The 13217-nt window shown below is 68.3% G+C and carries 10 protein-coding genes and 3 pseudogenes; 7 read left to right on the forward strand and 6 right to left on the reverse strand.

Features of this window, described 5'->3' with window-relative positions; translation table 11 throughout:
- Nucleotides 1-729, reverse strand: a complete 729-nt coding sequence (locus ACTOQ3_RS26010; protein WP_440085970.1) for a MerR family transcriptional regulator — start codon at nt 727-729, stop codon at nt 1-3.
- A 322-nt stretch (nt 730-1051) separates the two neighbouring features.
- On the opposite strand from ACTOQ3_RS26010, the pseudogene ACTOQ3_RS26015 reads away from it, so the two are divergent.
- The 3 genes and pseudogenes from ACTOQ3_RS26015 (at nt 1052) to ACTOQ3_RS26025 (ending at nt 4766) form a co-directional block, all read left to right on the forward strand.
- Nucleotides 1052-1617 (forward strand): annotated as a pseudogene (locus tag ACTOQ3_RS26015) (LLM class flavin-dependent oxidoreductase).
- A 572-nt stretch (nt 1618-2189) separates the two neighbouring features.
- Entirely contained in the window at nt 2190-4349 is a 2160-nt protein-coding gene (locus ACTOQ3_RS26020) for an alpha/beta fold hydrolase (protein WP_440085971.1), read from the forward strand.
- A gap of 150 nt (nt 4350-4499) precedes the next feature.
- A complete protein-coding gene (locus ACTOQ3_RS26025) occupies nt 4500-4766 on the forward strand; it encodes a CPBP family intramembrane glutamic endopeptidase (protein WP_440086069.1) in 267 nt (88 codons plus the stop codon).
- Between the two features lie 94 nt (nt 4767-4860).
- On the opposite strand, the gene ACTOQ3_RS26030 is transcribed toward ACTOQ3_RS26025, so the two are convergent.
- Both ACTOQ3_RS26030 and ACTOQ3_RS26035 read right to left on the reverse strand, forming a co-directional pair.
- Nucleotides 4861-5562 (reverse strand): GOLPH3/VPS74 family protein, encoded by a 702-nt coding sequence (locus ACTOQ3_RS26030; protein WP_440085972.1) that lies wholly within the window; start codon nt 5560-5562, stop codon nt 4861-4863.
- A gap of 79 nt (nt 5563-5641) precedes the next feature.
- A complete protein-coding gene (locus ACTOQ3_RS26035) occupies nt 5642-6151 on the reverse strand; it encodes a hypothetical protein (protein WP_440085973.1) in 510 nt (169 codons plus the stop codon).
- A gap of 774 nt (nt 6152-6925) precedes the next feature.
- Here ACTOQ3_RS26035 and ACTOQ3_RS26040 point away from each other — a divergent pair.
- The 3 genes and pseudogenes from ACTOQ3_RS26040 to ACTOQ3_RS26050 form a co-directional block, all read left to right on the forward strand.
- Nucleotides 6926-7810 (forward strand): annotated as a pseudogene (locus ACTOQ3_RS26040) (IS256 family transposase); the annotation flags it as partial.
- Nucleotides 7811-7963: 153 nt separating this feature from the next.
- Nucleotides 7964-8971, forward strand: a complete 1008-nt coding sequence (locus ACTOQ3_RS26045) for a zinc-dependent alcohol dehydrogenase family protein (RefSeq protein WP_440085974.1) — start codon at nt 7964-7966, stop codon at nt 8969-8971.
- A 738-nt stretch (nt 8972-9709) separates the two neighbouring features.
- Entirely contained in the window at nt 9710-9916 is a 207-nt protein-coding gene (locus ACTOQ3_RS26050; RefSeq protein ID WP_440085975.1) for a hypothetical protein, read from the forward strand.
- 20 nt (nt 9917-9936) lie between these two features.
- Here the strand turns inward: ACTOQ3_RS26050 and ACTOQ3_RS26055 are convergent, their stop codons facing one another.
- Nucleotides 9937-10641: a GOLPH3/VPS74 family protein gene (locus ACTOQ3_RS26055; protein WP_440085976.1), complete on the reverse strand. Its 705-nt coding sequence runs from the start codon at nt 10639-10641 to the stop codon at nt 9937-9939.
- Nucleotides 10642-10678: 37 nt separating this feature from the next.
- On the reverse strand, nt 10679-11428 hold the full coding sequence (locus ACTOQ3_RS26060) for a helix-turn-helix domain-containing protein (RefSeq protein WP_440085977.1): 750 nt from the start codon (nt 11426-11428) through the stop codon (nt 10679-10681).
- A gap of 174 nt (nt 11429-11602) precedes the next feature.
- Here ACTOQ3_RS26060 and ACTOQ3_RS26065 point away from each other — a divergent pair.
- A pseudogene (locus tag ACTOQ3_RS26065) lies at nt 11603-12545 on the forward strand (IS481 family transposase).
- Here the strand turns inward: ACTOQ3_RS26065 and ACTOQ3_RS26070 are convergent.
- On the reverse strand, nt 12542-13150 hold the full coding sequence (locus tag ACTOQ3_RS26070; RefSeq protein ID WP_440085978.1) for a TetR/AcrR family transcriptional regulator: 609 nt from the start codon (nt 13148-13150) through the stop codon (nt 12542-12544). The pseudogene ACTOQ3_RS26065 and the gene ACTOQ3_RS26070 sit on opposite strands and share 4 nt — an antisense overlap.
- Nucleotides 13151-13217 lie beyond the last annotated feature (67 nt).

The raw sequence follows: 13217 nt of genomic DNA on the forward strand, positions 1-13217 counted from the left end.
TCAGCCTTCCGCCCGCAACTGCCGGCGGGCCAGCTCTTTGGCGCGGTGGATGACGTCGAGCTGGGCCTCGTTGTGGAGTTCCCGCAACGCGTCGATGAACGTCTGCCGCGTGACGGACTTCCCCTTCGACACGTGGGCCATCGCGTCGTTGTCCATCCAGGGATAGTTACGAAGGGTACGGACCAGGGACGGTGCGTACTTCTCGGCGAGGTTCTGCCGCGTCGCCTCGTCGGCGTCGGCGGGCAGCGCGTCGAAGTCGGCGCTGACGGCGTCGTCGTTGTCGTTCTCCACCGCTTGCCGCACGTCGGCCAAGGCCTGGTCGTCGAAGACCTGCGTGTATATGTGGATGAGCGAGCGGTCGGCCTCGGACAGGCGGCCGGCGACAGGCTCGAAGCCCGGCGGCGTGTCGGGCGGCGCGTTCTCGCTCAGAATGGCCGCGATGCCCTGCCGGGCCTTCTCCAGCCGTTCGATGGCGGCCGCGTGGTCGACGTCGACCTGGTGCAGCGCCTCGGGGGAGCCCGTGCTCAGCTCTTTGATCCGGGACAGGGGCACGCCCAGCTCGGCCAGCCGGCGGATGCGCAGCAAGCGTACGAGATCTAGTGTTTCGTACTGCTTGTAGCCGTTGTGGCGGCGATCGGGCTCCTCGAGCAGGCCCAGACGATGGTAGTGCCGGATCGTGTTCACCGTGGTGCCCGCGAGTGTCGCGAGCTCGCTCGTGCTCCAAGCCACGTCGATCTCCTTCTCGGTCACTCGCCTGCTGACAGGCCTGCCCACGAAAGGTACGCGGCAGGAGGATGATCGCGACAATGCCGCGACCGATCCGGCGTTTGTCGGCTGCCGGCACCCGGTGCTACTCGACTCCAGCGGGGGCTCCACCAGGGTCCTTGGGACACGGCTGTGCGATGACGTTGACTGTGTGGCCGGCACACGGTTTCTGACGGGGGAACACCGCCGGCATCGGCGCAGTCCCGCTGGCCGGAGTCGTCGCGCCGAAGCCCACCGGCTCCGGCCGGTCGACAAATGAGGCGACCCGGTTCGAAGGAGACTCGTGATGCAGTTCGGCATTTTCACCGTGGGTGACGTCACTCCGGACCCCACGACGGGCCGGACCCCGACCGAGCACGAGCGCATCCAGGCCATGGTGACCATCGCGCTGAAGGCCGAGGAGGTGGGCCTCGATGTGTTCACCACCGGCGAGCATCACAACGTGCCCTTCGTGCCGTCCTCGCCGACCACGATGCTCGGCCGGATCGCCGCCCGGACCGAGAAACTGCTGTTGAGCACGGCCACCACGCTGATCACCACCAACGATCCGGTGAAGATCGCCGAGGACTACGCGATGCCGCAGCACCTGTCCGGCGGCCGCGTCGACCTCATGATGGGCCGCGGCAACACCGGGCCGGTCCACCCCTGGTTCGGCAAGGACATCCGGGCCGGCATCCCCCGGCGATCGAGAATTACGCGCTCCTGCGCCGGCTGTGGCGGGAGGACACCGTCGACTGGTCCGGCAAGTTCCGTACGCCGCTGCAGTCGTTCACCTCGACGCCGCGCCCCCTCGACGGTGTTCCGCCGTTCGTCCGGCATGGCTCCATCCGCAGCCCGGAGATCGCCGAATAGGCCGCCTTCTACGGTGACGGCTTTTTGCCAACAACACTCTCTGGCCCACCTCGCACACCCAGCGCATGGCCGGGCTCTACCGCGAGCGGTTCGCCCACTGGGAGTCGCAGCGGGCAGACCGTCATCCTCCTGCGCCCCGGTGATGCCGGCGAGCACCTCATCCCACTTTTCCGGCACCCAGTCGACGACGTAGAAGGTTGGTCGCACCAGGTCGCCGACGTCTCCTCCCGCGCTTCGGACACCGATGACGATGTTGTGCAGCGCGGCAGCGACCTAACCGGCCAGATCCGGTGCGGCGGGCTTGGAGTCCGGGGAGCCGGCAGGATCAGCCGGGATCCGGTCGCGACAGCGACCGGCGAGTAGTCGGACCTGCCGAAGCGATCCGTCCGGGTGCAGAAACTCCACGATCATGTGATCTTTCCCTGTCGTGCCGCAGAAGCCTCCCAGTGCCACCTGTGTTTCAGGAATACATTCAAGGCGAGAGCGCCCGACGGGCGCGGCGGGCCGGCCGCTTGACCCGGTTCCTGGAACAGGGTGTCGCATACGGGGAGACGTTCATGGAAGGAGCCGGTATGACACTGGAAGCTGCGATCCGTTCCAACGACGTGGCGGCGGTGGTGGAACTGCTCGAGTCGGGCGCGGACCCGCACCGCCGCGGCGCCGGTGGCCTCACACCACTGATGGTCGCCTCCGGGCTCGGTCGATCACGCCTGGTGGAGCGGCTGCTGGAGGCCGGCGCGGATGTGTTGATGGTCGAGCCGCGCATGGGCGCCACGGCGTTGCACAAGGCGGCGCAGGCCGGTGACGACGGCGTCATCGGCCTGCTCCTCGACCATGGCGCCTTCGTCGACCAGCAGTCGCCCCGGCTCGGTCACACGCCGCTGATGGACGCGGTGCAGTACAAGCACGAGGCGGCGGTCCGGCTGCTGCTGGCCCGCGGAGCCCGTACCTCTGTGCGCAACCACTGGCAGGAGACGGCGCTCGACCTGGCGTTGCGCGACGGCTCCGAGGTCATCGCCGGTCTCCTGCACGCGCGGATGGCGGCCGACGCCGACCGGATCCGGTCGCTGGCGCTGACGGCGGCGGTACAGGTCGGCGACCTCACTGCGGTGAGACGGCTCATCGGGGCCGGTGCGGCCCTCGACGAGCGACTGCCGGCCGTCGGCGATCATGACGACGACTACACGCCGCTCGGGATCGCCTCTCGCGACGGGCACACCGGCATCGTCCGCGTGCTGCGCGAGGCCGGTGCGGATCCGCGCCGGCTCAACGGGCTGATGGGCGCGACGCCGGGCCATGAGGCCGCCTTCGCCGGGCACGCCGACGTCATCCGGGCGCTGACGACGCGCGGCCCCAGCGGTACGCCGACGCTCGAGATCGATGCCCAGGGTGCCTACAACGGCTTTACCGCCTTGCACGACGCGGTGTGGCACGGGCACCGGGAGGCAGCACAAGCCCTGGTCGAGGCGGGCGCCCGCCTCGACCTCACCTCGCACACCGGTCACACACCCCGGCAACTTGCGCTCCACTACGGGTACGACGATCTCGCGGCGTATCTGGCCGAGGCCGAGAGCAAAGCCGTTCGACCATCGCCCTTTGCCTTCGCCGAGGCCGCGCTCGACGATTTGCGCGAGCGGCTTTTCCGTACGCGATGGCCTGATCCCGAACCGGTGGAGGACTGGAGCCAGGGCGTGCCGCTGCGCAGGCTGCGGGCACTGTGCGACTACTGGCGGGACGGCTACGACTGGCGGGCCTGCGAGGCCCGGCTGAACGCGCTCAACCCGTCGACGACGCGCATCGACGGACTCGACATCCACTTCCTGCACCTGCGGTCGCCCGAACCGGAGGCGATGCCGCTCGTGATGACCCACGGCTGGCCCGGCTCGGTCATCGAGTTCCTGAAGGTGGCACCGATGCTGGCCGACCCGCGGGCCCACGGCGGCGACCCCCGGGACGCGTTCCACGTGGTCCTGCCCTCGATGCCCGGCTTCGGACTGTCCGGCAAGCCGACCGAGACCGGGTGGGGACCCGAGCGGATCGCGTGCGCCTGGGTCGAGCTGATGCGGCGGCTGGGCTACGACAGCTTCGGCGCGCAGGGCGGCGACTGGGGGCACGCGGTCACCACCGCGCTGGGCGGCATCGGCGAGCCCGCCGTCCGGGCCATCCACTCCAACATGTTCCCCACCTACGGCACCGAGGAAGCCACGAACGAGCAGGAGGAGCGTGCCCTGCAACGATGGCGTGACTTCCAGGCCCACGAGTCGGGCTATCAGCACGAGCAGATCCAGAGCCCTCAGACGATCGGGTACGCGCTCACCGACTCGCCGGTGGGGCAGGCGGCCTGGCTCTACGAGAAATACGAGCAGTGGACGGACCACGACGGCGATCCGGAAAACCTGCTCAGTCGCGACGAGATGCTGGACAACATCACGTTGTACTGGCTGACCGGCACCGCCGCCTCCTCGGCTCGCATCTACTGGGAGAGCTTCCGCACCTACCGCGACCCGAAGGTCGAGGTGCCGGTCGGCGTCAGCCTCTTCCCCCGCGACATCTATCTCGCCGCACGTCGCTGGGTGGAGCAGCGTTACCCGAACCTCGTGCACTACAACGAGCTGCCCAAGGGCGGACACTTCGCCGCCTGGGAACAACCCGAGCTGCTGGCTGCGGAGGTGCGCGCCACCTTCCGCCACGTACGCCAGAGATCCGCAACGAAAAGCACCGACGCTTCGTGAACCCGACGCCAACATCGCTTCCCTCGACAACGCCCGTCCCTTCGGTACACACATCGGGATGGCCTGGTGGAAGTCGCTTTCAGTCGGCCGGCGAGGAGATCATGTTCCGGGGGCTCGGTGCTCCCGGCCGCGGGGTCGTGGTTGCGCGCGGTGCGCCCGGCGTTCATCACCGGACTGGTGGTCTCCAGCCTCATGTTCGCCGTCCTGCGCGCAGCGGGCGATCCCTGGCTCTTCGCCTGTTACGTGCTCCTCTCGGCATGCACGGCCGTCATGGGATTGATCACTCGGGACCTCGAGGCCGCGATGGCGTTCCACGTGGCGAACAACTTGGTGACGACGACTGTCAACGTGCTCATGGCCGATGGCGGCCCTTGGTCGTCGACCGCACCGAGGGCGCCGGCGGTGGCCCTTCGCTGATCATTCTGGCCGTCATGAATCTGGCCGTGCTCGCCTTCGTCTGGCTCCGCGAGCGGTCGCGCCGCACTGGTCCGGAGCGAGGGGTGTAGCTCGTTCATCGCTTGGGCAGCACGGCCGCCGCGAGTATCACGTTGTTGACGATGGTCGCGGCGAAGCTGCGGGCGATCGCGTCGGCGGCGGCATCGGCTGCCCAGATGCCGTGCTCGAGTTGCTTGGCTCGGGCGATGGTCGCGGTGGTCCGCGGGATCTCAGGATGGAACTGCGGCAGCATCCCGCTTCCGGACAGCAGTGCCACGAGCGCGGCGAGGCGGGGCTCCGGCTCCGCCTCGCCGACCAGCACGCCCCGTACGCTGCGAAGCAGGCTCCTCCTGCGCCCGGATTCGCCGTCTGTCAACATCTCCCTTATGGGCGCTTCGGTCTCGACACAGGTTGATCGGTGGATGTCGTTGCGCTCGATGAGACGTTCGAGCAAGGGGCGGCGCAGGGCCGGTCCGATCACGGCGAGCGTCGCCTGGACGCCTCGCGGCCTCGAGGCGAGGTAGTCCCACGTGGATCGCAGGAGGTCGTCCGTCGGTGGCCGCTCGGCGACGGCTTCCACCCGGGTCGACCCGCTCCATCCGGGTACGGTTCGCACGTGCCGGCCGATGCTGAGATCCGCAAGCACCGCTCCGGCGAGAACGTAGGGAAGCGTTTCCTCGCCGGCGACGACTCCGGTGCCCTCCGGCCCGGAGAGCGGCTGGAACAGGAGTAACAGAAGGTCTTCGGCCAGGGTCGGCGGGCCGAGCCGCTGTGTCATCGTGTGATCCTTTCGACGGGGAATGCGACGCGAGTCCGGGAAACGCGATGCAGTCGACAGGGGAGGGTGGAGCCGGAGGTCAAGCCACCACGAACGAGACGACACCCCAGACCAGGGTGGTGGTCAACGTCGTCCAAAAGACGATCGCGATCGCCTGCCACAGCAGCACCCAGGAGCGCGAGGTCCCCGAGGCGATGAGCATGGCCGCGGTGAACTGGGTCGGCACGGCCAGCGGTCCGAGCAGGCTCGCTCCGGGCACACCGAAGCGCACGAGGTAACGGCGGAAGCGCCGGCGCCCCTTGGACTCGGGGCGCTCCTCGCGGCTGCTCGGCCGGTGTCCGTGAGCGACCGCGGCGCGGGCCCGCGAGCTGATCAGCACGACGACGAGTACGCAGAGGAAGTTGCCCGCGGCTGCGGCAACCGCGGCCACCACGGGATGGATCCCACCGACCACTCCGATCGGCGATGCGCCCTCGCCTTCGATGAACGGGATCGCGCCGGCCAGCATGACGATGAACGGCTGGACCAGTTCGGGCACCTCGGCTACGAGGTCGCGGAAGTTCTGAACGAGCGTTTCGACGGGATTCACGGTGGGCTCCTCGAGCGGGGAGATGCGTCACCACCGAGTAGAGACCGTGTGCTCAGCACAGAGTCAAACGCCCTGTTCGTGGCATTCCCGAGGATCGGGCGCGTTCCCCGCCGGGGTCCGCCTCGGGCCACCGGCTCAGTGCTGTTGAGCGAGGGCGCCGGCTCGGCTCAGCACGTCGAGCTGGGACGCGTCGCCGAGCGCGACCGCCGCGTCGGCAGGGCGTCGATCTCGCGCAACGACTCCGGGCCGAAGTTGCCTTTCCGTGTCTACTACGACGGTTCCGGGCGGCCCGTTGTGCAACTGCCCGGCCGAGCGAGCTCGCGCAGGTTCAGGACCGATCGTCGAGCAGGGGCAGCCAGGGAGCCGGCGATCAGATCGGTGAGCTCACCGACGTACGCGTCGGCGCCAGGGGTGATCGGGGTGGCCCCGAGATCGTCGCGTCGCTGTCAGATTCGCACCCGCGGCGAAATGTTCGCGTCGGTAGAAATCTCCAGTGCCTGTGCGGGAGGGCCGTTCAGGTAAGATTCAGCTCCTTGAGGCGGCGGCGGGAGCGTCAGATTGCTGCTCAGCGTCTCGTCGGTTCTGACCGCTCTGCGCGCGGCCTCCAGCGCGGCGGGACAGTTGCCCAGACGCACGCCTGCATTTCAGCAGGCTACTCGTGAGTAAGGAAAGTGCCCGGGCCGCCATCCGGCGATGGGCGAACCGGGTCACGGAGGTTGTCCCGTAGCTCGTAGAACTTGATGTGGCGGTCCCCGCCTCGCGGCCTACCTGATGGTAGGTCTCGAGCGACTACCACATCACTCCGAGCAGGCCGCCACCGGCACCTCCAAATCGTCGATCTCACGGCGGTTCGTCGCCGCCACCGAACGCGCCCTTTCGGACATGATGTCGGCCGATCTGCCCGAGCTGCAGCTGGCCGCGCTGATGCTGGACGGCGTGCACTTCGGCGAGCACACCTGCATCGTGGCGCTCGGGATCGGCATCGACGGCACCAAACACCCCCTCGCGTTGGTGGAGGGCTCCACCGAGAACGCCACCTTGGCCCGCGAGCTCATCGTCGGCCTGCGTGAGCGCGGCCTCGATGTCACCACGCCGCTTCTGGTAGTGCTGGACGGCTCCAAAGCGCTGTGCCGCGCGGTGCTGGACGTCTTCGACCATCCGGTGATCCAGCGCTGCCAGCTTCACAAAATCCGAAACGTCCGCGACCGGCTACCGCTGAAACTTCGCGCCGCCGCCGAGAAACGCATGCGAGACGCCTACCACGCCGACACCCCGCTGGCCGCCGAGGCCACACTCACCGCCCTGACCGCCGAGTTGGACAAGACCCACCCCGGAGCCGCGGCCTCACTACGGGAGGGCATGAACGAGACCCTCACGATCTTGCGGCTGGACGTGCCGCCGATGCTGGCGCGTACCCTGCGCTCGACCAACCCCATCGAGTCGATGATCTCGATCTGCCGCGACCACGCCGTCAACGTCAAGAACTGGAAGGACGGCACGATGGCGCTGCGCTGGTGCGCGGTCGGCATGGCCGAGGCGACCAAACAGTTCCGTCGCATCAACGGCCACATGCACCTGCCCAGACTCCGCGCCGCTCTCGATCGGCATGCCATGGCGCAGAATCCCAGCCCGAACTGCTACAACGAGAACATTGCCTGACTGTCGGACCGCTGATCAAGTTCCACGAACGTCGGGACATCCTCCCGTTCACCGGCCGACGGCTGGACTATGTGGTAACCACACCGTTTTCACTGGATGGATGCCGACCTTGCCGTTGCGTCACGCACCAGAACCACGATGAGGAGCACCGATATGACTGATCTGATGAAGGCTGTTGTGCTCGCCCGTTTCGGTGGGGCCGATGCTTTCGAGCTGCGCGACGTCTCGGTACCGCAAGTCGAACCCCGCCAGGTGCGGGTGCGCGTCCATGCGACCGCCGTCAACCCGCTCGACTATCAGATCCGTCGCGGAGACTACGTGGATCATGTGCCGCTTCCGGCGATCATCGGATACGACATCTCCGGCGTGATCGAGGAAGTCGGATCCCACGTGACCGAGTTCCGTGCCGGCGATGCGGTGTACTACACGCCCCGGATCTTCGGCGGCCCCGGCTCCTACGCCGAGCAGCATGTCGCCGACGTCGACCTCGTCGGCCGCAAACCGGAGAACCTCAGTCACCTGGAGGCGGCGAGCCTGACTCTTGTCGGCGGAACGGTCTGGGAGTCCCTGGTGACGCGAGCTCAGCTCACCGTGGGGGAGACGATCCTCATCCATGGAGGCACGGGCGGTGTCGGCACGATCGCGATCCAGATCGCGAAGGCAATCGGCGCACGAGTGATCACCACCGCGAAAGCCGGCGACCATGAGTTCGTGTGCTCTCTCGGAGCGGATGCGGCGATCGATTACACCTCCGCGGACTACGTCGATGCCGTGGCCGAGATGACGCGAGGCAAGGGGGTCGATGTCGTCTTCGACACGATCGGTGGCGACACGCTCACACGAAGCCCGCTGACGCTCGCCGACTCCGGACGCGTCGTCAGCATCGTCGACATCGCGCAGCCGCAGAACCTCATCGAGGCATGGGGCAGGAACGCCGCCTATCACTTCGTCTTCACACGACAGAACCGAGGAAAGCTGGACGCGCTCACCACGCTGGTCGAGCGCAGTCTCGTGAAGCCGGTCATCGGCGCGACTCTTCCGCTCGCCCGAATGGGCGAGGCTCACGAACTCCTGGAGAACAGGCAGTCGTATGCACTGCGCGGCAAAGTCGCAATCGATGTGGCGGGCGAAACTCTTGCACTTCCCCCTCGCATCTCGTAGGGGAACGCTCCACGCCCTCGGGCGCGTACACCATCGGTTGATCGGCAGGAGCGGGTGCGGTCGGCGGACCGGGCCCGCCCCACCCGGGCCGTGGCGAGCAACAGGCCACCGGTCAGCACGGCGTCTACCCCGGCGGAGCTGGGCCGGAACCGCGGGACGTCGAGACCTCGGATGCGCAACTCGGCCGACAGGTCGTGCCGGAGCAGCCGGTCGTTGCTGGTGGTCTTGCCCCACATGACGACCGGCTGTGGCCGGCCCGCGCGAAGCAGCGTTCGGCGAGATCGGCCAGACGTTCGATCAGGAGCGGGTCGATCGCTCTGTCCCGGATCGAGAACTCCTCGTGGCGCAGCGGGCCGGTGCGGAAAAGTCCGGCCTCCACGTGACGCTGGGCCCAGATCAGCAGGAAGTCATCGGCCCGGTGAGGACCTTGTCCAACTCAGCCCGGCTGAGTACGAGCGCCGACAAGCACTCAAGAACGTCCACCAAGACGGCATCACCACCAGCATGTACGCGGCCTTCGGCAACAAGGAGCAGCTCGTTGCAGCGCTACGTCGAGGGTCCGGGCAGCTACCTGGACAGTGCTCTGGCCGAGCCGACCGCGCAAGCTGCCGCCAAGGCGATTCTGCGCGGTGCGGCCCACACCTCGACCCTTCCGGAAGACTTCGGGGGATGTCTGACGGTTCAGGGCGCGCTGCCGTCGAACGACGAGAGCCGGGCCGTGCACGAGGCGCTGGTCCAGTGGCGCAACGCCGCCAGGCGCAGGTCGAGGAACGTTTCCGGCGCGCCGTCGACGAGGGCGACCTGCCGGGCGACGCCGACCCCAAGCAACTCGGCCGATACATCACGACGATCGCGTTCGGCCTCTCGGTGCAGGCCGTCAAGGGTCTCGACCATGCCGAACTCGACGAGATCGTCGACCAGGCGATGCTCCTCCGGCGGCCGTGAGCTCCTCCTGACCTGCCCCGCTACTGGTTCTGCGGCGGGAGGACAGCCGCCGCGACGATCACGTTGCTGACGATGGTTGCGGTGACGGTGCGGGCGACCGCTTCGGCGGCAGCCTCGGCTCCCCAGTTGCCCTGCTCGAGCTTCTGGGCGCGGGTGATGACGGAAGAGGCCCAGGGGATCTCGGGATCGAACTGCGGGAGCGCACGGCTTCCCGACAGCAGCGCCGCGAGCGCGGCGACCCGAGGTTGCGGCTCCACGCCGTCGACCAGCACCGCCCGCACGTCGGAGAGCAGACCGGCCCGCCGTCCGGTTCCGCCGTCCTCGAGGACCTTCATGTCGAACAGACCGAGCGCCTTGCGGGTGGACTCGCGGATGTCGCCGCGGATGATGAGCCGGTCGAGCAACGGGCTCCGCAGGGTCGGCCCGATCGCGGCGAGCGTCGCCTGCACCCCTCGGGGCTTCACGGCGACGTAGTCCCACGCCGATCGCAGGGTGTCGTCCGCGGGGGGACGGTCCGTGACGGCCTCCACCCGGGTCGATCCGCCCCAGCCGGGGATGGTTCGCACGTGTCCACCGAGGCCGAGATCGGCGAGCACCGCACCCCCGAGAACGTAGAAGAGCGTGTTCTCGCCGGCGATGACACCGGTGCCCCGCATCCCCGCGTTCGGCTGGAACAGGAGCAACAGGAGGTCTTCGCCCAGAGTGGCGGTCCCGAGCTGAGCCATGGTGTCTTCCTTTCGATTCGGGATGCGACGCAGGTGCTCAGGCCGGAGAGTTGAGCCCCCGTTCGCGGCGCAGTTGCTCCTGCGCGAGAATGCCGGCCCGGCCCAGCACATCGACCTGGGCGGCGTTGTAGAGCCCGACGACGGCGTCGATGAACGTCTGGCGCGTGACGTGCTCGCTCTTCGACAGATGCCGGGCGGGATCGCGCAGCCAGGGATAGTCGACCAGATGCTGCGCCAGCCGCGCGGCGAGCTTCTCGGCGAGGTTCTGGCGGGTCGCCTCGTCGGCGTCGGGCGGCAGGGTGTCGATGTCGTGGCTGATGGGATCCGTGTCGGCGTCCACCATGCGCCGCAGGTCCTTCATCGCGTCGTCGTCGTAGAGCTGGCTGAAGACGTGGATGAGCGAGGTGTCGGACACGGTCAGCCGCGGCGCGACCGACTCGAAGCCGGCGGGCGCGTCGGCCGGCGCCCCGTCGCGCAGAATGATCGCGATGTCGGAGCGGGCTCGGCGCAGACGCTCGACCTCGGCCGCCAGGTCGGCGTCGACCTGGCGCAGCACTTCCGGAGCGGGGGCACCGCCCGAGGTGATCGCGCCGATCCGGGAAAGGGGTACACCCAGCTCTACGAGACGCCGGATGCGCAGGAGGACGACGAGATGCTGTACCCCGTACTGCTTGTATCCGTTCGCCCGGCGTTCGGGCTCGTCGAGCAGGCCGAGCCGGTGGTAGTGCCGAATCGTGTTCACCGTGGTGCCGGCGAGTTCCGCGAGCTCACGGGTGCTCCAGGCCACGTCGGTTCCTTCCTGGGTCTGACCCGGCGGTCGGCTGTCAGGTGCTGGCTCGCAGTTGACACCGTGTTCCCACCACAGGGTCAATGCGCCGACGACTCGGATCTTGAAAGCTTCCTTAAGTCGCGCCCGCGCTTCGAACACCGCCGTGTCCGGCTCCGTCGTCCGGGCTAGTGCGTGCAGACGTGCGCAGAAATTGGAGGTAGGCCACTGCGACGAGCGGCCGAACGCTTCCAGGTCGCGGTCACCACCGCCCAACGCTGGGCAAGCCGCTACCGCCGCTACGGCGCCGCAGGCATGAGCGACCGCTCCTCACGCCCGCACCACAGTCCGCGACGCACCCCCACCCGCACCGAACGACGCATCATCAAGGTCAGAGTGCTACGCCGCTGGGGACCGGCCCGCATCGCCTACCTGCTCGGCCTGAACCCGGCCACCGGGCCCTGACCCGCTACCGCCTGCCCCGCCTGAACAACCTCGACCGCACCAGCGGCCGCCTCATCCGCCGCTACGAACACCCCACGCCCGGCGACCTGATCCACGTCGACATCAAGAAACTCGGCAACATCCCCGACGGCGGCGGCCACCGCGTCCACGGCCGCCCCGCCGGCGCACGCCACAGCTCCGCCCACCGCGACCCCGCCCGGCCCCGCACCACCCACGGCCGACCCAACCTCGGCTACAGATACCTGCACAACACCGTCGACGACCACTCCTGGCCTACAGCGAGATCCTGGCCGATGAGACCAAAGAAACCGCCGCCGCGTTCTGGCACCGCGCCCAGACCTACTTCACCAGCCACAACATCACCATCCGGCGCGTACTCGCCGACAACGGCTCTTGCTACCGCTCCCACCTGTGGCGCGACACTCTGGCCGCCGCGGGCATCACCCACAAACGCACCCGCCCCTACCGGCCCCAGACCAACGGCAAAGTCGAACGCTTCAACCGCACCCTGCTGGAGGAACGGGCCTACGCCCAGCCCTGCACCTCAGAAACCGAACGCCGGCAAGCACTGCCGCACTGGCTCCACACCTACAATCACCACCGCGGCCACACCGCACTCAACGGCCAACCACCCACCAGCCGCGTACCTAACCTCTCAAGTCAGTACAGCTAGACCGGCGGCCAGCTCCGTAGGGCGGCGTCGGCGACCAACTGGAGGACGTCGCGCTCCGCGCCGCCGGCGGCCTGCACTGCGATGCCGTTCCCGATCGTTATGACGTACTTCGCCAGGACTGACGGGTCGGTCTCCGGCGGCAGGTCGCCTTCCTCGACCGCGCGCCGGAACCGATCCGTCAGCTTGGTGCTGATCTCTTCTCCCCAGGCGGCCAGCAGGTCGCGGATGACCCGCCCGTCCTCGCCCCCGAGCAGGGACGCCCGGAGGCTGAGACACCCGGTCGGGTAGCCCGGCAGGGTGGCGCTCCGGACCGCGCCGCGCAGGAACACCGTGGCCACCTGCTGGGCGGTCGGCTCGGCCAGCGCCTCGGCACCGTACGACGCCGGGCCGTCGCTGTATCGCATCAGGGCCTTCCGGAACAACTCCTCCTTGTTGCCGAAGGCCGCGTACATGCTCGTGCGGTTGATCCCCATCGCCTCGGTCAGGTCGGTGAGGCTCGCGCCCTCGTAGCCGTTCTCCCAGAACACCCGCATCGCGTTCTCAAGCGCTTCGTCGGCGTCGAAGCCCCTGGGCCGACCCACCTGCGCGCTCCGTTGACCGTCCACGTGACCCACCTTACCGATTTCTTACCGATCGATCCAGATGTGCTATCGTAATTCTGTACCGATCGAT

The organism is Streptosporangium sp. LJ11 (genome assembly GCF_051918945.1).
Lineage (GTDB): Bacteria > Actinomycetota > Actinomycetes > Streptosporangiales > Streptosporangiaceae > Streptosporangium.

Excerpts from the sequence above, each read along its gene's own strand:
- ACTOQ3_RS26020 (WP_440085971.1), top strand. The coding sequence starts at position 2,190 with ATGACACTGGAAGCTGCGATCCGTTCCAACGACGTGGCGGCGGTGGTG.
- ACTOQ3_RS26030 (WP_440085972.1), bottom strand. The coding sequence starts at position 5,562 with ATGACACAGCGGCTCGGCCCGCCGACCCTGGCCGAAGACCTTCTGTTA.
- ACTOQ3_RS26045 (WP_440085974.1), top strand. The coding sequence starts at position 7,964 with ATGACTGATCTGATGAAGGCTGTTGTGCTCGCCCGTTTCGGTGGGGCC.
- ACTOQ3_RS26055 (WP_440085976.1), bottom strand. The coding sequence starts at position 10,641 with ATGGCTCAGCTCGGGACCGCCACTCTGGGCGAAGACCTCCTGTTGCTC.